The following is a 19,812-nucleotide window of genomic DNA, read 5'->3' on the forward strand; positions in this document are numbered from 1 at the left end:
ATGAACAGAAAACATATTATTGCCATTCTGCTCTTGCTGATGGTTAACGTGACAAATGCAAAGAAATGGTACATGGCAACTGACGGAAGCGACAGTAACAGTGGCGATATCAGTTCGCCATTTGCCACGCTTCCATACGCACAGCAAAAGATGAGTGCGGGTGATACGCTGATGATACGTGGCGGAAAGTACAGAATCACGGACTACACGAATGTGCAGGAGAAATTCTATGCGGTTGTTTTTGACATAACCAAGAGTGGAAAGTCGAAAGACAAGCCCACGTGCTTCTTCGGCTATCCGGGCGAGCGACCGGAGTTTGACCTCTCGGCGGTAAAGCCTGAAGGCTGTCGTGTGTCAGGGTTTTACATCAATGCCGACTATGTGCATCTCAGGAATTTCGATGTTACCGGCATACAAGTGACAATCAAGACGCATACGCAGAGCGAGAATATCTCCGTACGCCGTGGCAACCATGACATTACGATAGAGAATCTTGCTTTGCATGACGGTATGGGCATAGGCGTCTACATCAACAAGGGAAGCAATGTGCTTGTGTTGAATTGTGATGCATACAACAACTATGACTCTGTGTCGGAAGACGGAATGGGCGGCAACAGTGACGGATTCGGTTCGCATTGCGGTGCTAATTATACAGGGATTGTCTTCCGTGGGTGCCGTGCATGGTGCAACAGTGATGATGGCTTCGACTTGATAAAGCAGCATATACCGGTTGTTATAGACCACTGCTGGGCATTGTTCAGCGGATATAAAGACTTTGACACTCTTACGCCGGGTGACGGTAACGGTTTTAAGGCCGGAGGTTATGGCAAAAGACCTCAGGCGACAGCTTTCAAAGCACCACGCCATACCATCAAAAACTGCATAGCATACGGCAACAAGTCGAACGGCATTTATGCCAATCATCATCTCGGAGGCAACGACTGGAAGAACAATACCGCCTATCTGAACAGATATGACTACTGTATGGTCAACCAAGTGACCTGGAATGTTGGCGAGGATGTTGACGGCTATGACCATCTGTTGGTGAACAACATTGCCGTGAAGGGAAGGCAAGGGCTTTACAATGCGATAGACAAAAGCCGTTGCATACTGGTGAACAACACTTTCCTGCCTAAGAACATGCCTGTGAATCTTTCTGACTTCGAGAACTCCACAGACTACAAGCAGCTGATAGCACCGAGAAATGCTGATGGCAGTCTGCCCGAGATTACTTTCCTGAAACTGAAAAAGTCGAGCAAGATGTATGCCTTGAAAATGGGCTATCAGTTTGATTGAGATGCTGTTGGTATGTCTTATGATAAACAAACAAGTATCCTAAGCATCAGTATTAGGTAATATAAAAGCGACAGAGTCGTCAAATATGGAGTGCACCATAGCTGACGGCTCTGTCGCTTTGTGTATGTTTGTCATGTTGAAACCGCGTTCTGCGTTCTATGCAACGCCTAAGAGCTCTATCTCAAAAATGAGAGTGGAGCCTCCGGGAATGCCCGGCTGGGAGAATTTCCCGTAGCCCATCTCCGCAGGGATATAGACTTCCCATTTGTCACCGATGTGCATCTGCTGCAAGGCGATTATCCAACCTTCGATAAGGTCGCAGAGACGGCATGCGAGAGGTACACCGCCACGGCTGCTGTCGAATTGCTTCCCGTCAATGGTTCTGCCTGTATAATGCACTGTGACAATGCTTCTTACGGAAGGACTGTTGCCGGAAGGTGTGCCATTGGACAGCACCTTGTAGAAGATTCCTTTAGGAAGCGGAAGGACTCCTTCTTCCTTTGATTTTGCGATAATCTAGTCCTTGTTTGCTTGTATGTAAGCTCTGTTTGCCATTTTTGTGTGGGTTGGGCTTAGAAAACAATTTTCAGTATGACACCACTATTGGCAGGGACTGTGAATTTCGCGCTTTTGTCTTCGGAAAGATTCAGTGAGATGTCTTTCTTGGAAAGGAGCTCTTTTGCCTTGTATTTGCCGCGTTTTGCACGAAGATAGTCAAGTGCGGTGGCAGGGATATGGAGTTCCACTGTTTCATTGCTGTCAGAGAAATTCGCAGTGATAAGCAGCATCTCTTTGCCATTGCCACGCATGAATGCATATTGCTTGTGCAGATGCGGGTTGACATACATGAGGTCAAAGAACTGTCCGTCAGAAACAGAGGTTTCGGAATTGGCGATGTTGAGCACCTGAGAGTGGATTTTCTCCAATGCTTTTTCCTCCTTGCTCAGTTCCTTACGTGAGTAATAGCCTTTGCGCAATGTGTCAACACACCAATAGTCGAATATTGTTGTGCGACCATCGCATCCGGAGAAGCCTTCCGCATCCATACCTTTCTCTCCAAACTCTTCTCCAGCATAGAGCATGAAAGGGTTGTTGCGGAGTAGGGCGGAGACGATAAGCGCCGGGATGCCTTTCTCTGCAGAGCCTGCAAAGAAATCTGATGCAATGCGCTGCTCGTCATGGTTTTCAAGGAAATAGAGCATCTTGTCCTTGATGTCCTCTGTTGCCTGCCATTGGCGTGTTATCTCCTGTGCAGAGCATTGTCCGCAGGTTACGGCACGGACTGTGTCGTACATGCCTACCTTGTCATAGAGGTAATCGAATCCGGCATGGATGTAATTGCGGTATTGGTTAGGGTCATAGACCTCGCCAATGAAATTTATCCACGGATATGCCTCACGAACTTCATTGGTGGCATAGTGCCAGAACGCAGCCGGCACCATCTCTGCCATGTCGCATCGGAAGCCGTCGATGCCTTTTGAAGCCCAGAACATCAGAATCTGTGTCATCTTGAACCATGTGTCAGGCACATTTCCTTCTTCGTCACAGAAATGCTCGGAGCGTCCTCCTGCGTCACAATAGTCTATGCCATAATTGAGTTTGACAGTCTCATACCAGTCGTTCTTTCCCGGTTGTGCAGAGAATACGTCATTGCCTGTTGCTTTTGCAGGCTGCTCTGTGTATGGCTCTATTGTGTTGCCGTCACTGTCATGGGATGTGTCAAAACCCGGATTGAAGTCTTGTCCCCAGCAATAGTAGAAATTGTTCTTGACAGAGAAATGCCAGTCCTTGTTGTCATCTGCGCCAAGATCCTTCACGCCTTCCTGACAGCAGATGGAGTGATATTCACGTGCAACATGGTTAGGGACAAAGTCCATGATGACTTTCAAACCCGCTTTATGAGCGCGTGCTATAAGTTGCTCATACTCATACATGCGTTTTGTGACATCTGTAGCCATGTCAGGGTCAACGTCGTAATAGTCCATTATGGCGTATGGTGAGCCCGCCTTTCCCTTTATTATTGCAGGGTGGTTCTTTGGGATGCCGTACTGTGTGTAGTCTGTGGCGGAGCCATGTCGTATGACTCCGGTGAACCACACGTGGGTGCAGCCAAGTTTCTTGATACGTCGGAGTACGGTGAGGTCGATGTCATTGAACTTGCCGACGCCGTTCTCCGCTATAGATGCGTTCACCCGCCTGTTGACATTCTTGTTGCCAAACAAGCGGGTGAACATCTGATATATTATGATTTTTTCCATTTATACAATTAATGGTGAATGCTGATATTAAGTAACCGCTGATTGATTTCCAACAGTTACTTATGCAATACCGGAGATTGTCAAGGCATCATTGCCTTTCGCAATTTTTGCAATCATTCCCTGAAGAGCCTTGCCCGGACCACACTCCACGAAATCCGTTGCGCCATCAGCAATCATCTGCTGCACCTCATAAGTCCATTTTACAGGAGCAGTGAGCTGTGCGATAAGGTTCTCCTTGATTTCAACAGGGTTAGTGTGTGCCTTTGCGTCAACATTCTGGTAAACAGGAACTTTCGGTGTCTGGAACTCAGTTGCTTCGATAGCAGCCTGAAGCTCGTCTTTCGCAGGCTGCATGAGAGGAGAGTGGAAAGCTCCGCCCACAGGAAGAGGAAGGGCGCGCTTTGCACCGGCTGCTTTCAGTTGCTCGCAAGCCTCTGCAATAGCCTCTTTGTTTCCTGAGATTACAAGCTGACCGGGGTTGTTGTAGTTGGCAGGGACAACGATGTTGCCCTCCTTTGAAATTCCTGCACAGATTTCTTCAATCTTGGCATCTTCAAGTCCGATGATTGCCGCCATTGTTGAAGGTGCGGCCTCGCATGCCTTCTGCATAGCCATGGCACGCTTGGAGACGAGTTTTAATCCATCTTCAAAAGACAGTGCGCCTGCTGCGACAAGAGCAGAGAACTCTCCAAGAGAGTGGCCTGCAACCATTTCTGCATCAAACTGGTCGCCGAGGCATATTGCTGAGATTACGGAATGGAGAAAGACAGCCGGCTGTGTCACCTTTGTCTGCTTCAGCTCCTCTGCTGTTCCTTCAAACATCACCTTTGTGATTTCAAAACCGAGGATTTCATTAGCCTTATCGAAAAGTTCTTTTGCCTTAGGATTATTGTCATACAGTTCCTTGCCCATTCCTGAGAACTGGGCACCTTGACCTGGGAATACGAATGCTTTCATATTTATAATGGTATGATGATTATTGATATTTACAAAAAAAGTCCCAAACAGACAGGCTGTAAGGAACTTTTTATATAGGATTTTGCTTTTAATGCAAAAGGATTACTCTGCAACTTCCTCTGCAGGAGTTTCTGTAGCCTCAGCCTCAGTCTCAGCAACAGGAGCCTCTTCCTTTACAGGGGCAACCTCGCCCTCAGCGATGACTGTCACAGGAATCTCAACTTTGACTTCCTTGTGGAAAACAAGTGTTGCAGCATATTCGCCAACGAACTTGATGTCCTTCATGATGACACGCTTGCGGTCAATCTCAAGACCCTGCTTAGCGAGTTCAGCAGCTACAGTGGCAGCAGTAACAGAGCCATAGAGAGCACCTGTTGTAGAAACTTTGCCTTCTACTGTTACAGAAGCACCGTTGAATTTCGCTGCCTCTTCCTCTGCCTTTGAGAGAATAGCAGCGAGTTTGTGAGCCTGCTGCTTGAGGTTCTCAGCGAGAACTTTCTTTGCTGAAGGAGAAGCAATGATAGCTTTGCCTTGTGGGATGAGGTAGTTACGACCGTAACCTGACTTCACTTCCACGATATCGTTCTTGTATCCAAGACCGATAACATCTTCTTTCAGAATGATTTCCATTATTGTAGTCCTCCAGTTTTTATTACTTCATCATATCTGTTACATAAGGAAGGAGTGCAATCTGACGGCAACGCTTGATAGCTGTAGCCACACGACGCTGGTACTTTAAAGATGTACCTGTGATACGGCGTGGGAGAATCTTGCCCTGCTCGTTCAGGAACTTCTTGAGGAACTCCGGGTCCTTATAGTCGATATACTTGATACCGCTCTTCTTGAAACGGCAATACTTCTTTTTCTTAACGTCGATTGTAGGGGCGGTAAGATATCTGATTTCTGACTGCTCTGCCATGGTTATGCCTCCTTGTTTGAAAGTTTGTTACGACGCTTCTCAGCATACTGTGCTGCATACTTGTCAAGTTTGACAGTCATAAAGCGGATTACTTTTTCATCACGGCGATAGCCTGTCTCGAGAGTAGCGATTACCTCAGGCTCAGCCTTGAACTCAACGAGGTTGTAGAAACCTGTAGACTTCTTGTCGATAGCGTAAGCCATCTTCTTGAGTCCCCAGTTCTCCTCGTTCACGATCTCTGCTCCGTTGTTCTTGAGCAGTGTTGTGAATTTTGCAACTGTCTCCTTTGCCTGTTCGTCAGACAAAACGGGAGTAAGAATGAAGACAGTCTCGTACTGATTCATCATAATAGATTGAATGTTTATTAATTAATTATATGTATAGATAATGTGTTCATTGGTATGCATGGCATGCCTTGTTTACACAAATCGGCTGCAAAGTTAATAAAAATCATACAGATATGCAGCATATCTTGGTGTAGTATGCCAGCTAATTATTCTTTTTTAACTATTTATGGGCGTTAAAAGGCTTTTTCTTAGAAAATCTTGCGATGTAGGCTTTCCCAAGAAAAACTTTTCTCATCCTTACTGCTGTTTGGAAGATGTCCTGATAGTATTGGGCTTATTTGTCCTGTCTTTTTGGTTTTTGGGGGTTCTTGCGTTCCCTGTTCATCTGCCTGAACTTTATTTTGTCAAATTTGTCAGACTGATGTAATGCTTCCATGACTTTTGTAGCAGGCAAATCCTTGAGCATGCGCAAATGGTATTTCTGCTGCAGCTGCTTTCTTTGGATGTCAAGTTTGTCGCCTTCTATGATAGCCTTGCGACATTCGCTTTCGGTTGTCGGGCGATGTCTTTTCTGTTTGTGGCTTTGTTTGAAGAGTTCGCGCTCTTTTGCGCGCATCTCGTCATATATGACAAAGAATTTCTTCGCCTCTTCTTGCGTCAGCTTTGCCTCACGGGTGACAAATTGGCGGTGTTCCTTTCTGTACGACTCTTTGTCGAATTTCTGGCAATTAGCCATGGCTGTTGCCATTGTCAAAGAGAGTAACAGTATAAGATGAATGAATCTGTTCATGTATGGTTGCTTTTTGAAATGTATGTTTAGAGTGGTGTTTACTCTGTCAGCATGTCGTGGATGTCCTGGCTGTCAAACATTACATAGTCGGCAGCCTCGTCAACAGTGTAAGCATATTGCTCTGCAGATTTCCCAATCTCAGCCTCTGCCAGATGCTTGTCGTACTGTGAATCCTTGTGCATTGTCACAGCGACAACGACAATAAGCAGCGAGGCTGCGATGGAAGCAGCATAATATGGGAGACGAGACTTCGTTTTTGACACTGCGATAGGTCGCTTTGTGACTTGCAATGGCTCTCCACTCTGCTCCGGAATCTTTGCCATTATTGACGAAGACAGATTCTCAAAGTATCCTTCTGGGACTTTGAAATGCTCCTTTATGTTAATACCCTTGTCGTTCATAATGTACATGTTTTGACAGTTTTTCTTTTAAGGATAAGATGACAAAAGCTGAAAAAGGTTTAATCGTACTGTTCGAAAAATGCTGAGATTTTCTTTACTGCAATGTGATAGCTGGCTTTAAGTGCTCCCTCCGACTTGCCGAGAATCTCGCTTATCTCTGAATATTTCTTGTTTTCAAAATATTTAAGCTGGAACACAAGTTTCTGCATGTGCGGCAGTTCTCCTATTGCTTGCTGTAGCCTTGCGGCAGTCTCGTCACCGTCAAAATATTCGTCAGCCATGAGCCTTGATGCTATGGAGCATTCTTCGCTGCCCTCATCTGAGAGTGAATAAAACTGTTTCTTTTTTCTCAGAAACTCAAGTGCTTCATTGATTGCAATCCTATACAGCCATGAAGAAAGGCTTGACCTTCCTTCAAATTGTGGCAGTCCGTTCCAGGCTTTTATGAATGTGTTTTGAAGAACGTCGTTGGCGTCATCATGGTTTAGGACCATACGACGAATTTGCCAATACAGTTTTTCACCGTATTGGCCAACTATCTGCTCGAATTCTTTTCTTGATTGTTCCATCTGTCAAGGTGAAACTTCTCGCCACAAGCAGGGATACACATTTCGGTTCCCTGCCGGAAATGCAAAACAAAAGTTTTTTGCGGTTTATTTTATGGAGATTTTTCTGACTGTCTTTCCTACCTTTATTATATAGCAACCTTTAGGGAGGTTGAGATCATAGTGGCGGTCATGTCCGTCGACAACAAAACTTTTCACGCGTACACCTGCCACATTATACACATACAGCATCTGTCCGTTGGCATTGGCAACATGAATAGTTGACTCGTTCGTTACGGAGACAACCGGTTGCTGTTCCTGCTCGATGATTTCCACATTAGCCATTGCGCACTCAGGCACAACGACAGACATGGTTAAAGCGAAGAGAATGGAGTATATGTATTTCATCATAAGCTGCTTGTTTTAATGTCATGCAAAAATAATAATAAATCCCAAGAAGAGCAAGATTTTGTCATTTTATTCCTGTTGTGTTGTGTTTTTTTAACATAGCGCCGCGCGGTGAGTGCCTGTTCAGCGGAAGCGAAGCACCGCAAGATGGTGCATTTTTGTGTGCAATGTATGCTGTGCTGTATGTTGTGTAACGAAAGCTTAATGACAGTGCTACTGTCCAGCCGACAGAGTGGATTCTTGGGGAAAATGAATGGTAACGAATCGCATTGCAAATCGTTATGGTTTGCCATACAAAACGTTACCATTCGTATTGTGATTCGTTACTATTCGTTTCGCTGACTTTCCTTGTCTGTGGCTTAGCGGTTTGGAGGCAAAAAATAAAATCACAACATAAAACGGGTATCTGCCGAACTTTACGTCTCACAAAATAGTTGTTTTTTTATAAAATATTGGGATTTTTTGCAAAATAATATCTGCTGTAAAGAAAATTTATATAACTTTGTGACCAGTGAACATAGCGGATACGGTTTGCAATTCTTTGTATATTCGCACTATAAAGTCGAACAATTATTGCTGATCTCCAAATTCTCAGGCGGCTAACCTCGCCTAACTCATATCAGACTAACGAACAGAATTAATTAACAGATTAACCAATCAATTAACTAACCAATTTCAAAACAATTACTATGTTCAAATTGAATTTCTTCAAAGAAAAACATGGCTTGTTGTCTGCATTTTTAGTGGGGTAATTTGCCTGTCCCTCTGCGCCTGCGCTGACTGCTACGAATCGCCAAGTGGTTTCGATGTAGGGGTGAGCAACGCACAGTTGGAAAACCCTAACGCAGACAGTATTTCTTTTATCGTTGATGCCTCTGTCACCAGCGCCACCATCAAATGGCCGTTGGTGAACGGTGCTGTGGGCTATGTGGTGACGGGTGAAGGACCTGCCCTCTGCCATCGTGTACGACAATGAGACGAAATGCGCATGGTGGTATCTCACAATAACCAACTGCATTATCCAACAGAACAACAAGGCAGGCAAACCTTTTATTAATTTTGAGAAGGCAGGTGTGGCAATCAAGCATATCTCGTTCTCGAACAGCACTTTCTACAATATCGTCGATGCCGGCTCGTATTGGATACGTTACAGCAACCGCACGAGCAACCAGACCGTCAGAGTTTGGGGCGACAAGGACGCTACATTCAAGACAGCCACCACTGATGTGGTGAACTGTACCTTCAGCAAACAGTTCTCAAAGGGTAAGATGGCCAACAACAACCATGGGGACAACAATATATTGACTTTCTCACGCAATATATTTTATGATTGCGCAATGGTGAGCAAATGGATTTGCTCTGATCAGGGAAATCCGACAAAATATTTCAGTTTTAATTTCTGGCACGCCATAACAAGTCTGGACAAGAAGGATCCGACACAGAAGGACAAGGACGGAAACCAGTTCGCGCTTGACCTTAATACAGACCGGGTGTTTGAAGGGAATATCCTCCAAAGCCTTGACTTGTCGCAGCCTAACGGTGGCGTGAATTTCAGGCCTGTAGACATAATGGTACGAAGCAATATGGCCGGTGACATGCGGTGGTTGTCGGATAAATAAGCCACCGAGACTGAGAATATATTGTAAAACATAATCAATTAGAGAAAAATGAAAAAACGGCATATAATATTGTCGCTTTGCCTGTGCTTGTTCCCTATGGCGCAGTGCCAGCAGGCAAAGGCGCAACAGACAACACATCAGCAAGGAACCACTGTCACTGTCACGGGAACTGTGCTTGATGAGGCAGGCGAAAGCATTATAGGAGCAACTGTCCATGTTGTAGGCAATCCGAAAATAAATACAGTCACAGACTTTGAGGGAAAGTTTAAATTGAACGTTGCGGCCAAGAGTAAAATAAGGATATCCTACCTTGGTTGCACGCCTGTGACTCTGTCAAAGTTTGAGCCCAACATGAAGATAACCATGAAGGAGGATGAGAACCTGCTGGATGCGGTTGTGGTTGTTGGATACGGCGCGCTGAAGCAGAAGAATGTGACAGGCTCAATAGAGGTGATTAATCCGGAGGAGCTTCACGACCTTAATGTGTCGAGCCTGTCGGAGGCTCTTGTGGGCCTGTCTCCGTCAATCCATGTCAGTATGCCCGGCACAGGACGCCCGGGTGAGCAGGCAAGCGTCACCATCCGTCAGGCACGTGATGCCGTTGCCCTTGTCCCTACGGGCACTGACGCCGGCGGACAGCCTATCGGCGGTGACAACAATGCTGCTCCGCTGTATGTCATCGACGAGTTTGTCAGCACAGAGGATGATTTCAACAACCTTGACATTGACGAGGTTGAGAGCATAGCCATTCTGAAGGATGCTTCGGCGGCTGTTTATGGGGCTTATGGTGCCTATGGTGTGATTCTTGTCAAGACAAAGCGCGGGCAGATAGGCACACCTAAGATTTCCTACACAGGACAGTTCGGTTTTCAGGATGCCGTGCGCCATGCCGACATGCTCAACGGACAGCAATACGGCTATATCTACAATGCTGCCCGCCGTGCAAAGGCGGTGCAGGACAATTCGTCTGTCGACATGTTGCAGGATTATTTCCAGGCTGACGAGCTTGCGGCGATGCGCAATACAAACTACAATCTGCTTGACGAGTACTGGAAATCAGCGCTTACGCAGAAGCATGGCATAAACGTGAGTGGCGGTAACGAAAAAGTGACATATTTTGGCGGTGTCACGTACCAGACACAAGATGGAAATATCGGCAAATTGGATTATGACCGCTGGAACTACCGTGCCGGACTCAATGCGAAGGTGGCAAAGTTTTTCACAGCCAACCTTTCGGTGTCCGGTGATGCGCTGTCAAAGAACACTCATCTTGGAAAGAGTGAGGAGGATTATGAATACATGATGAAGAATCCTTCGTATGTGCCTGATGAAATAAACGGATATCCTATTTATCATTCGGGAATGAAAAATAATCCTGCCTATGAGAACTTCTATAACTATAAGAGTCTTAACCGCAGTCGCAATAATCGTGAGCAGAGGGATAACAGTATGACTATCCAAGCTTCTCTGGAGCACGATTTCAGCTGGTTTAAGCCGTTGAAGGGACTGCGCGCCAAGTTGACATATTCGAAAAATGTGAACAACTCGAAGCGCAACGACATCAAAATGGAGAACGTTGTGTATAGGATGATAAATCGCGGAGGTTCGGGAAAACACTTGTATATTACTGACCCAGCGGCAATTATTGACAACGACCCATTGGTGGATTACGACGAGGTGACGCTCGAAAGATTCCCGTATGTGGCATTTGAGAATTTCCAGAAGCGAACGCTCAACGAAGGCTCAAAATCATATCTAAGCCGTACGATGTCAACCAGCAACAGCTATCAGCTTAACTTCATGCTCATGTACATGAGGGATTTTGGGAAGCACCATGTCAGCGGCACATTTTCGATAGAGCGTGGCGAAAGTGAGAGCGAGGATGTTGAGGCTAAGGGCACACATCCGCTGTCATTTACTGATGGACAGTCGAATTCCCTTTCCGATGATTCTGAAAAGGCTGTGCAATGGGGACGTCAGGAGGGTGGCAGCCTTGCATATATTGGTCGTATCAACTATGCTTATGCGGACAAATATCTTTTCGAGTTCCTTATCCGCTCGCAGGCAAGTACAAAGTTCTCTCCAAAGAATTACTGGGGAGCGTTCCCGAGTGTTTCTGCAGGATGGGTAATGTCCGAGGAGCCTTGGTTCAACAAGGAGAAACTGAAAATTGACTATCTTAAGTTCAGAGCCTCGTTAGGTATTATGGGACGCGACAATGTTGAAGCATGGCGGTGGCTGCAGCTCTATTCGTACAATGAGTATGGCAGTGCGATATTCGGAACCAATCCGTCACTCATCGCAAGCCGTTCCTTCCAACTTCCTGAGAAGTCGGGCACGAATCCTGACCTGCATTGGGACAAGAACATAAAGACAAACTTTGGTGTGGATATGCGTTTCCTTGACAACCGTCTGTCGCTTACTTTTGATGCATATTATGACTGGGCTCGTGAAATGTTTGATTATCCGAGTGCTACGGTGCTCCCTGGTACAGTGGGAATCTATGCGGCACCGGAGAATTTCGGACGTATGGACATGTGGGGTGCAGAAATTCAGATTGGCTGGAGGCAACGCTTCAACAAAGACTTGGTCATGAACTTCAAATTAGGAACGGGGTATGATGACAACAAGGTGCTTGAGACCAGTTGGGCAAAAGATCCATACTTTACCGACAAGGTATATGGCCAGCGTGTTGACCGTAGACTGTGGGGACTGTCCTGCATTGGCATGTTCCGCACTTATCAGCAGATAGAAGAATAATAATATAATAAAAGGTATGCGCTCCTTGCTGATAGTGGGATGCGCAATAAGCCTAAGTGCATGCAGTGATGATTTCCTGGCTGAGAAGCAACCTTATGGCAATTTTGGTCCGGATCTCGTGTATGGAGACTGAGCGTCAGTGAAATTACGTTTGAACTACATTTATCAGAAATCGTTGCCATACGCAAAAGGAGCGAACAATACTACAGATAACTTCTATCCTGATCTTTGGCCTGTAGGAATGAAGGATGCCTTGTCGGGTAATACTGATGAATTCACTGGATATGGCGAATACAATGACCCGTCAAAAACATGGGACAATACCACTGTGCATAAATATTTCTTTTACGGAATCAATGAGAGTCCATGGAAGAAAATACGCGAATGTAATGACGTGATACAACGTTGCAACGAAAGTGCCACACTTACACAACAGCAGAAAGAGTGGTGTGAGGGACAGGCGCGCTTCTTTCGCGCATCGCGCTATTTCAGGCTGTTCAAGCGCTACGGTGGCGTGCCAATCGTGAAGGAGTTGCAAAGCACTGTTGACGGTGACCGAGACAAACTTGCCGTACCACGCAATTCCACCGAGGATACATACAAGTTCATTATCGATGACTTGGTTACAGCCGGCAACTATTTGCCTGCACGTTGGGAAGAGGAAGCCAATGATTGGGGGCGTATTACAGCAGGAGCTTGTTATGCCTTGGCAGGATATGTGGCTAATTATTATGCCAGCCCGGTGTTTAACCGTAAGAACGAGACTGAACGTTGGGAAGAGGCATACCGGTTGAACCTTAAGGCTGTAGAGATGCTCCAAAACGGCAATTTTGGATTGGCATACGAAGAAGATCCCGGTGTGAATGCGTCAAACTGGGCAAAGATTTGGTGCACTATCACTGGCTCCACTGCCGGAGGAGGACTTTCTGAAGATGTGTTTATAGCAAATTGCAATAATACAGCGGATAGTGAGGGAAACAATCGATTCAATGCGTGGGAACAGAGTATACGCCCTGCAAATGCAAATGGTGGTGGTGGAATTACACCTTCGGCTGAGATGGTTGACCTGTTTCCTATGGCAGACGGCAAACGTCCGAAAGAGGCAGGTGAGTATGTCTACGACAAGACTGCATTCTTCTTGAATCGTGATCCGCGTTTCTATCGTACATTCGCATTCCCCGGTGTAGAGTGGAGATATACAGGAAATTTATCGCAAGAGAAACTTGACCAATGCCCTTATCTTGACGGAAATACATACAAGCTCATGAATTTTGCATGGTACAGCAGCATTGATGAGGTCAACGACAGTCAACGTGCAGGATACTTTTCAGATAAGTTGGGCAATTCGGGGCGTACTGTATATGTGCGCAAGAAGTCGCAGGATTCCGGACTTGGTGAAAATGCTCTCTATGTATTTGAGGAGGATGGCGGATTCAAGCGAAATGCACAGTCTGTGGTTGTCATATGCTATGCGGAGGTATTGCTCAACCTTGCCGAGGCTGCCTGTGGAGCTGGGCATGGTCAAGATGCGTTTGATGCTTTGCTGAAAGTGCGCCAGAGAGTTTATGGCAAGAATGCCGGTGATTGCGGACTTGACCGTTCTATTATTGGTGATAAGGCCAGAATGTTTGAAGCTATTCTATATGAGCGCCAGATTGAGTTGGCATACGAGGGCAAGCGCTTTGATGACTGTCATCGTTGGATGTTGTTTGACGGAGGAGTGACACAGGGAGAGATTCAGGCTGATTGGGTTCCTTCAGGATGGGGTGGCAACACATGTGCCTATTTGGGTGTGACACCGCTCAATGAGGTGGTGCGCCATCAACTGGAGCTGCATTTCGACCCTACAATATTTACAGGCGAAAAGACTAACGACTTGGATCCGTTTGAAACTCTTGGCATCAAACGCCCTACGGCTCTCACGCTGCGGGAGAACATGACTGCAAAGATTGATGAGCAGACCGGTGAAATGGTATATGCCGATGCACGGGTTGGTGAGCTTGCAAAATTCTATGGCGCATATTTGGTGCGCAAAGATATTGAAACTATGGTGAGCACTGCGGAAATGGGAATAAACCCTATATGGGACAATATAATGTATCTTATGGGACTTGCTGCAAGTGATCAGGAAAACAATCCTGGAGTAGTGCAGACAGTTGGATGGCAGAGCCGCTTTGGAGGTATGGGAATTTTCGATCCGCTGAGCAAGTCTCCGAAGGTTGGTATTGAAGATGAGGAAAACACCTCTTCCGAATCATCAGAGGTGCTGAAAAAATAATCAAAATGTTTCGTTGAAAGTGAAAGGGTGTGTCTGGATCGATTCATAGCACACCCTTTCACTTATTTTGAATTATTGTGTGTATGTTTCCACAAAAAAATGTCAGTATTGCCGCTCACCGAAAATATACGTTCCAATGCGCACCATGGTGGAACGGCACTGCATGGCAATCTTGAAATCCGAGGACATTCCCCATGAACGCTCGCTGAAATTCTCATCATCGGCGAAATAATCGTTCTTGACTTCGTCAAAGAACTCTGCTGCTGTGTTGAACTCGGCTCGTATCTGTGCTTCGTCATTGGTGTTGGAAGCCATCATCATCAGTCCGCAGATTTGCACATGCTCCATGCTGCGCCATTCGCCGTCGGCAAGGAACTGTCGGCAGTCCTCTATGGAGAATCCGTATTTTGATGCTTCCTGCGCGATGTGGAGCTCAAGCAGGACCTTTATCACGCGGTTGTTCTTGGCAGCCTGCTTCTCAATCTCTCTCAGCAGTTTGGCAGAGTCGCATGCCTCCACCATGTCGATGTACGGCGCAATATACTTGACCTTATTGGTCTGAAGATGTCCTATAAAGTGCCACTCGATGTCTTTCGGCAGTATTTCATGTTTCCGTCTGATTTCCTGTTCGTGGCTTTCGCCGAACACACGCTGTCCCTCCTCGTAGCAGGCAAGTATCGCCTCTGCGGGGTGGTATTTGCTTACAGCTACAAGCCGGCAGCCCGGTGTGAGGCTGTCAAGGACGTTATGCAATCTATCCTTTATCATCAGAACTTGTTGGAAATTATGAACTGTCGGTTGTCCCACGATGATTCCAGCGTGAGACAACCGCATTATGTTTATTGTTCGTACTCAGGTTTGTCGTCCACTTCCTGCTTTTTTGCAGCGTTGTGCTCGAAGATGTCCATGATAGAAGTGTCCTGAATGGCTGCGAAGATGTAGTCAATGGCTGTTCCTCCCATTACATCCTCAACATATTTCACAGCCTGCTGAAGTGTGTGAGCCTGTACAAGGTAAGTCACAGGAGAAAGCTTCTCTTTCTGTGTCTTCTCATCGATAGTGATGAACTTCAGCTTTACCTTGAAGAATTTGTCGTCAGTGTCTGCGTCAGAGAACATGATTTCTCCGTATCCTGCCTGTGATATGCCTGTCACTTTGAAATCTCCGCTGATGTAGCTTGACATTTCTTCTATGATAGATGCTTCTGCCTCTGTAAATGAAAGTGCGTCAACGACATAGAGTTCTGTCACCATCTTCTGCTGGCCGTTCTCCATCATCTTCTCGTAACGTATCTTGGTTTCAAACCAGTTCGCTGTTCTTGATCTCATTTTCTTGTCTTTTTATAATGTATGTATTCGTTTATATATGTTTTGAGAGCTTATGCTCTTTTGCATAGTTTCTGCAAAATTACGCATAAGCCCTCAAAATACAAAGGTTTCCGTATGATTTTTTCAATTATTTAGCAGAGCGCAGTCTGCTTCCAAAGCTTAATCCTCGCCGCCTCCGCCGTATGAGCCGGTGGCATCGTCATCATTATCCTGACGATGGTCCATTCCCGGTTTCTTCTTGGCATTGTTGTGGCCGAAAGACCATGTGACGGTGAGATTGAACTTGCGAGCGTGTCTCCAGTTCTCGCTGTATTGCTGGAATGTGTCGCTTTCGGTGACACTCTTCCTGCGGCGTGAGTCAAGCAAGTCGCGGCAGTTCAGCGCAACGGTGAGCTTCTTGTCCATGAAACTCTTGCGTATGCCGAGGTCTATGCCGTAGCCCGGTTTTCTGTAACCTTGCGTGATGACTCTGCGTGAGCGGTAGTTGCCCTTCACCTGCACAGAGAAGTCCCATGGCAGGATTACGCTTGCCTGTATTCTCGCGTTCCATGAGAAACGGCTGTCACTTTCTCCCGTAACGTGTACAGTCTTGCCCATGAGCGGGTCAAGGAGCTCATAGTCAAATCCGTCAAGCTTGTAGTAGAATGCGCTTGCGGTGGTCGTGAGGTCGAGGATGCGGAAGAACTTGTTTTTAAGGGTCAGTTCAAGTCCGGAATTTACACTCTCGCTGAGGTTCATGCTTGTTGAGAATGTGCGGTTGTCGCCGTCAATCATGTATCTCACGCGCTGTATCACGTCCGTTGTCGGGCGGTAGTATGCCGAGATGAGGAACGAATGGTTGGTGAATGTCTTCAGATAGTTCAGCTGGAACGAGTTGCTGTACTCAGGTGTGAGTTCCGGATTACCGAAAGAGACACTTGTAGCGGAACGAGTATCCATGAATGAGTTGAGCTCTCCTCCCCACGGGCGGCGCAGACGGCGTGTCACGTTAAGCTGCAGCTGGTCGTTCTCCGTGAACTGGTAGGAGAGGAAGAGGCTTGGGAACAGTTTGAAGAAATCCTTGTTGTAAGCCGGATTCTTCTCCTTTCCGAGGAACTCCTGACCGTAGTCGTAGCTCTCTGTGTGCACTTTCCAATATTCGCCTCGCAGACCTGCCATAACGCCGAACTTGCCGAACTTCATCGTTGCTGTGGCATAAAGCGAGTGGGTGTCCATATTGTACTTGAACCTGTTGTAGAAAGCCTCGTCGATGACAGCGTCCGTACCGTCGTAATTGTCTGAGCTCCAAGACTCTTGCGGTGTGTTCTCGCGGCTGAACATTGCGTTGTAGCCCGCCTGAAGCATGAACTTTTCAGAGATAGGGTTCTCATAGTCAAGCTTCACGTCGGTATGGTTTGAGCGGACAAACATCGGGCGATACTGATAGCTTTCCTTGTCATCGTCGCCATTGTCATAGACTGTTCGGTCCTGATACCAGTTGTCATTGTCAGCGTCCCATGAGCCACGGCTTATGTTGAAGTCAAGATAATGCCTGTCGGTGAAATTATGACGGTAGCCGAACTCATAATGGAGCATGTCCATTTTTCCCCTTCCTGTTGTCTGGCGGGTAAGGATATGAGTCTGTACAGGCGCAAGTTTGTTTGCTCCTGTGTATGTACCATAATAATAAGGTGTGTTGGAACTGCTGTTGTTGCCTCCGTGCATAAGCATTCCGCCGATGGTGAAATCATCCTTCGCAGTGGCGTGGAATGTTACTCCGGCACGTGTGAAGAGGTTGTTTCCGCGACGGTTGGAGATTGTGCGTGAATTCTGGTACGATGCCAAAGCCCCATTATTGAAGATGTCCTGCTCAGAGACAGAGCCACTCTCGTCCTCATGGTGGCGGTAGCCGATGCTTGCGTAAGCGTCAATCCACTTTGAGTTCATGTTTATGTTGACACTCGTGTTGGCACCGCCTGCTGTGTTTCCACCCGCCTGCACCGAGCCATAGTAGCCTGCTTTGCGGTCGCGCTTAAGGATGATGTTGATGATTCCCGAGCTTCCTTCCGCCGAGAACTTCGCCGAAGGGTTGTCGATGACCTCGATACGGTCGATGCTTTCAGCAGGAATCTGCTGAAGTATCGTGCCACGGTTGTCGGAAGTCAGTCCGCTGCTCTTGCCGTTAATCCACACCTCCACACTTGTACTGCCACGAAGAGAGATGTTTCCGTCCTGGTCAACCTCCACGGAAGGGATGTTCTCCAATGCCTCGGACGCACTCGCACCGACATTGGCAAGGTCGTTGGAGACATCGTATGACTTGCGGTCCACCTCCAGTTTGACGGCAGACTTCTGTCCTACGACCGTCACTTCTCCAATCTGGTGGGCATCCTCAAAGAAGAGAATCTTGCCCATATAGACTATCGGCTTCTCCTTCTTGATAGTCACAGACTTTGTCACTGTCTTGTAACCGACGAATGAAATCTGCACGTCATACGTTCCAAACTGCAGTCCTGAGAGTTCAAAACGTCCTTCCATGTCCGTCAGACCGCCTTTGACAACAGCAGTCTGCCCCGGTTTCGTTATCTTGATGTTTACATACGACAGGGCTTCTCCTGACGAATCCTCTACTACGGTACCTTTTACCGTTCCTTGCGCAGCCATCACAATGGCGCATAGACATAAAAAAATAAGTGTTGTAAATCGTTGCATACTTTGTTAGATGCTTTCTGACATTAAAAGTTTATTTTCCGGAGTGCAAAATTACTAAAAATCTCTGAAAAAATGTCAGTGGAACAGGATATTTTCATGGAATCATGTGCTTTTTCACAGTCATACAGATACAGCCTGTGTGTGGTTGTATCCGGACAATAGTGATGAAAATGAAAGAATGGGTAAGCTATAAAATTTGGCAGTGTCGTAAGCATAACGACACTGCCAAATTTTGTTTTCTTTATTGAAATGATTCCTGAGAAATTCTTATTTCTTTGTGTTCTCAGGCTTTGCGATGCCTTCTGATGTGGCACGCTCTTCCATGCGCTTGATACGCATTTCAAGGTCAGGGTGAGTGGAGAACAGCTGGTTGATTTTGCTGTCTTTCTTTGCTCCTGCTTCCTCCTGCATCTGCTTCAGACGGCGGAAAGAGTAAGCCATTGACCAAGGATTCTTGCCGGCTTTCTTAAGGAACTCATAGCCATAGTCATCGGCAGCCTTCTCCTGCTTCTGTGAATATGTGGAGTTGACAAGAGCCTCGCCAAGCGAACCAAGCTGTGATTCTGTGAGGGCTGCTGCCGTGCCGTTGCTTGAGGAGATGCCGTCCTTGAGTGCGGAGGTGAGCAATGCTGTGCGGAATCCCTTCTTTGAGTCGCGGTGTGCAACATGACCTACCTCGTGGCCGATAACTCCGAGGAGCTCTTCGTCGGTCATGATGTCCATGAGTGATGAGAACACGCGGACACTGCCGTCGGCACATGCGAAGGCATTGACATCGATGACATAGTAGACCTTGAAGTTAAGAGGTATGCCGTCAGCATCCTTCAGACCTTCGGTGAGCTTGTTCAGACGGATGGTGTAAGGGTCGTTGGCGTCACACACCTTGTTGTGAGTGTCCATCCAGTCGATGTACTCCTTGACATAAGCAGCCATCTGTGCGTCAGAGAGTGTGGCAGCCTGAGCAACCTTTGCTGCACCGCCGATGGCTTTCTTAAGGTTGAATTGCGCCATTGCCGGCGTTGCAAGCGCTGTGCAGAATACTGCCATGGCGCATTTCATTACAAGTTTCTTCATTTTTATTCCTTAATTTTATTCAGGTTTATAAAGTGTGATGCAAAGATAATGCAAACCGAGTGCAAATTCAATGCAAACCGAGTGCAGTTGAGCTTGCTCTGAATTGCCGAGGTGCCGCTTATCTTCTGCAAAGGTAATGTTTTTTCTTTGATTATGGTATTAAATCAGGGAATTATTTTAATTTGTGTATAAAAATAACGG

19 protein-coding genes are annotated in these 19,812 nt (G+C 46.6%); 5 read left to right on the forward strand and 14 right to left on the reverse strand.

What is annotated here, in order from left to right; all coding sequences use genetic code 11:
- Window positions 1-1,296: a right-handed parallel beta-helix repeat-containing protein gene (locus E5358_RS03425; RefSeq protein ID WP_135938887.1), complete on the forward strand. Its 1,296-nt coding sequence runs from the start codon at window positions 1-3 to the stop codon at window positions 1,294-1,296.
- Between the two features lie 156 nt (window positions 1,297-1,452).
- On the opposite strand, the gene E5358_RS03430 is transcribed toward E5358_RS03425, so the two are convergent.
- The 10 genes from E5358_RS03430 to E5358_RS03475 form a co-directional block, all read right to left on the reverse strand.
- Window positions 1,453-1,812, reverse strand: coding sequence for a BamJ family beta-barrel-assembly machinery protein (locus E5358_RS03430; protein ID WP_277821149.1), 360 nt, complete (start codon window positions 1,810-1,812; stop codon window positions 1,453-1,455).
- Window positions 1,813-1,868: 56 nt separating this feature from the next.
- Window positions 1,869-3,554 carry an alpha-amylase family glycosyl hydrolase gene (locus E5358_RS03435; RefSeq protein ID WP_135938888.1) on the reverse strand — a complete coding sequence of 562 codons (1,686 nt, stop codon included), beginning with the start codon at window positions 3,552-3,554 and terminating at the stop codon, window positions 1,869-1,871.
- A gap of 60 nt (window positions 3,555-3,614) precedes the next feature.
- Window positions 3,615-4,511, reverse strand: a complete 897-nt coding sequence (fabD, locus tag E5358_RS03440) for an ACP S-malonyltransferase (protein ID WP_135938889.1) — start codon at window positions 4,509-4,511, stop codon at window positions 3,615-3,617.
- A gap of 102 nt (window positions 4,512-4,613) precedes the next feature.
- Window positions 4,614-5,141, reverse strand: coding sequence for a 50S ribosomal protein L9 (gene rplI / locus E5358_RS03445; RefSeq protein WP_135938890.1), 528 nt, complete (start codon window positions 5,139-5,141; stop codon window positions 4,614-4,616).
- Between the two features lie 22 nt (window positions 5,142-5,163).
- The gene (gene rpsR, locus E5358_RS03450) at window positions 5,164-5,430 is read right to left on the reverse strand and encodes a 30S ribosomal protein S18 (RefSeq protein ID WP_135938891.1); all 267 of its coding nucleotides are present in this window, start codon (window positions 5,428-5,430) and stop codon (window positions 5,164-5,166) included.
- 2 nt (window positions 5,431-5,432) lie between these two features.
- Window positions 5,433-5,774, reverse strand: coding sequence for a 30S ribosomal protein S6 (rpsF, locus tag E5358_RS03455; protein ID WP_135938983.1), 342 nt, complete (start codon window positions 5,772-5,774; stop codon window positions 5,433-5,435).
- Window positions 5,775-6,051: 277 nt separating this feature from the next.
- On the reverse strand, window positions 6,052-6,507 hold the full coding sequence (locus tag E5358_RS03460) for a hypothetical protein (protein ID WP_135938892.1): 456 nt from the start codon (window positions 6,505-6,507) through the stop codon (window positions 6,052-6,054).
- 38 nt (window positions 6,508-6,545) lie between these two features.
- Window positions 6,546-6,908 carry a hypothetical protein gene (locus E5358_RS03465; protein WP_135938893.1) on the reverse strand — a complete coding sequence of 121 codons (363 nt, stop codon included), beginning with the start codon at window positions 6,906-6,908 and terminating at the stop codon, window positions 6,546-6,548.
- 59 nt (window positions 6,909-6,967) lie between these two features.
- On the reverse strand, window positions 6,968-7,477 hold the full coding sequence (locus E5358_RS03470) for an RNA polymerase sigma factor (protein WP_135938894.1): 510 nt from the start codon (window positions 7,475-7,477) through the stop codon (window positions 6,968-6,970).
- Between the two features lie 84 nt (window positions 7,478-7,561).
- Window positions 7,562-7,864 carry a T9SS type A sorting domain-containing protein gene (locus E5358_RS03475; protein ID WP_135938895.1) on the reverse strand — a complete coding sequence of 101 codons (303 nt, stop codon included), beginning with the start codon at window positions 7,862-7,864 and terminating at the stop codon, window positions 7,562-7,564.
- 694 nt (window positions 7,865-8,558) lie between these two features.
- Here E5358_RS03475 and E5358_RS15535 point away from each other — a divergent pair.
- The 4 genes from E5358_RS15535 to E5358_RS03495 all read left to right on the forward strand — a co-directional run bounded on the left by E5358_RS15535 (window position 8,559) and on the right by E5358_RS03495 (window position 14,518).
- A complete protein-coding gene (locus E5358_RS15535; RefSeq protein WP_422121057.1) occupies window positions 8,559-8,837 on the forward strand; it encodes a DUF4992 family lipoprotein in 279 nt (92 codons plus the stop codon).
- Window positions 8,824-9,480 carry a hypothetical protein gene (locus tag E5358_RS03485; protein ID WP_479682765.1) on the forward strand — a complete coding sequence of 219 codons (657 nt, stop codon included), beginning with the start codon at window positions 8,824-8,826 and terminating at the stop codon, window positions 9,478-9,480. The genes E5358_RS15535 and E5358_RS03485 overlap by 14 nt, the downstream gene beginning before the upstream one ends.
- Window positions 9,481-9,528: 48 nt before the next feature.
- A complete protein-coding gene (locus tag E5358_RS03490; protein WP_135938897.1) occupies window positions 9,529-12,240 on the forward strand; it encodes a SusC/RagA family TonB-linked outer membrane protein in 2,712 nt (903 codons plus the stop codon).
- A gap of 151 nt (window positions 12,241-12,391) precedes the next feature.
- Window positions 12,392-14,518, forward strand: coding sequence for a RagB/SusD family nutrient uptake outer membrane protein (locus E5358_RS03495; protein WP_277821147.1), 2,127 nt, complete (start codon window positions 12,392-12,394; stop codon window positions 14,516-14,518).
- Between the two features lie 102 nt (window positions 14,519-14,620).
- Here the strand turns inward: E5358_RS03495 and E5358_RS03500 are convergent, their stop codons facing one another.
- The 4 genes from E5358_RS03500 to E5358_RS03515 form a co-directional block, all read right to left on the reverse strand.
- Entirely contained in the window at window positions 14,621-15,286 is a 666-nt protein-coding gene (locus E5358_RS03500) for a YggS family pyridoxal phosphate-dependent enzyme (RefSeq protein ID WP_135938898.1), read from the reverse strand.
- A 71-nt stretch (window positions 15,287-15,357) separates the two neighbouring features.
- Entirely contained in the window at window positions 15,358-15,846 is a 489-nt protein-coding gene (locus E5358_RS03505) for a DUF4494 domain-containing protein (protein ID WP_135938899.1), read from the reverse strand.
- A gap of 159 nt (window positions 15,847-16,005) precedes the next feature.
- Window positions 16,006-18,537: a TonB-dependent receptor gene (locus tag E5358_RS03510; protein WP_135938900.1), complete on the reverse strand. Its 2,532-nt coding sequence runs from the start codon at window positions 18,535-18,537 to the stop codon at window positions 16,006-16,008.
- A 267-nt stretch (window positions 18,538-18,804) separates the two neighbouring features.
- Window positions 18,805-19,611: a M48 family metallopeptidase gene (locus E5358_RS03515; RefSeq protein WP_135938901.1), complete on the reverse strand. Its 807-nt coding sequence runs from the start codon at window positions 19,609-19,611 to the stop codon at window positions 18,805-18,807.
- Window positions 19,612-19,812: the final 201 nt, after the last annotated feature.

Source organism: Palleniella muris (assembly GCF_004792655.1).
Taxonomy (GTDB): Bacteria; Bacteroidota; Bacteroidia; order Bacteroidales; family Bacteroidaceae; genus Prevotella; species Prevotella muris_A.

What these genes read in the sequence shown, in the direction of transcription:
- E5358_RS03470 (WP_135938894.1), bottom strand. Translation starts at nt 7,477, where the DNA reads ATGGAACAATCAAGAAAAGAATTCGAGCAGATAGTTGGCCAATACGGT.
- E5358_RS03505 (WP_135938899.1), bottom strand. Translation starts at nt 15,846, where the DNA reads ATGAGATCAAGAACAGCGAACTGGTTTGAAACCAAGATACGTTACGAG.
- E5358_RS03435 (WP_135938888.1), bottom strand. Translation starts at nt 3,554, where the DNA reads ATGGAAAAAATCATAATATATCAGATGTTCACCCGCTTGTTTGGCAAC.
- rpsF (WP_135938983.1), bottom strand. Translation starts at nt 5,774, where the DNA reads ATGAATCAGTACGAGACTGTCTTCATTCTTACTCCCGTTTTGTCTGAC.
- E5358_RS03490 (WP_135938897.1), top strand. Translation starts at nt 9,529, where the DNA reads ATGAAAAAACGGCATATAATATTGTCGCTTTGCCTGTGCTTGTTCCCT.
- rpsR (WP_135938891.1), bottom strand. Translation starts at nt 5,430, where the DNA reads ATGGCAGAGCAGTCAGAAATCAGATATCTTACCGCCCCTACAATCGAC.
- E5358_RS03475 (WP_135938895.1), bottom strand. Translation starts at nt 7,864, where the DNA reads ATGATGAAATACATATACTCCATTCTCTTCGCTTTAACCATGTCTGTC.
- E5358_RS03425 (WP_135938887.1), top strand. Translation starts at nt 1, where the DNA reads ATGAACAGAAAACATATTATTGCCATTCTGCTCTTGCTGATGGTTAAC.
- E5358_RS03515 (WP_135938901.1), bottom strand. Translation starts at nt 19,611, where the DNA reads ATGAAGAAACTTGTAATGAAATGCGCCATGGCAGTATTCTGCACAGCG.
- E5358_RS03510 (WP_135938900.1), bottom strand. Translation starts at nt 18,537, where the DNA reads ATGCAACGATTTACAACACTTATTTTTTTATGTCTATGCGCCATTGTG.
- rplI (WP_135938890.1), bottom strand. Translation starts at nt 5,141, where the DNA reads ATGGAAATCATTCTGAAAGAAGATGTTATCGGTCTTGGATACAAGAAC.
- E5358_RS03465 (WP_135938893.1), bottom strand. Translation starts at nt 6,908, where the DNA reads ATGAACGACAAGGGTATTAACATAAAGGAGCATTTCAAAGTCCCAGAA.
- fabD (WP_135938889.1), bottom strand. Translation starts at nt 4,511, where the DNA reads ATGAAAGCATTCGTATTCCCAGGTCAAGGTGCCCAGTTCTCAGGAATG.
- E5358_RS03500 (WP_135938898.1), bottom strand. Translation starts at nt 15,286, where the DNA reads ATGATAAAGGATAGATTGCATAACGTCCTTGACAGCCTCACACCGGGC.
- E5358_RS03460 (WP_135938892.1), bottom strand. Translation starts at nt 6,507, where the DNA reads ATGAACAGATTCATTCATCTTATACTGTTACTCTCTTTGACAATGGCA.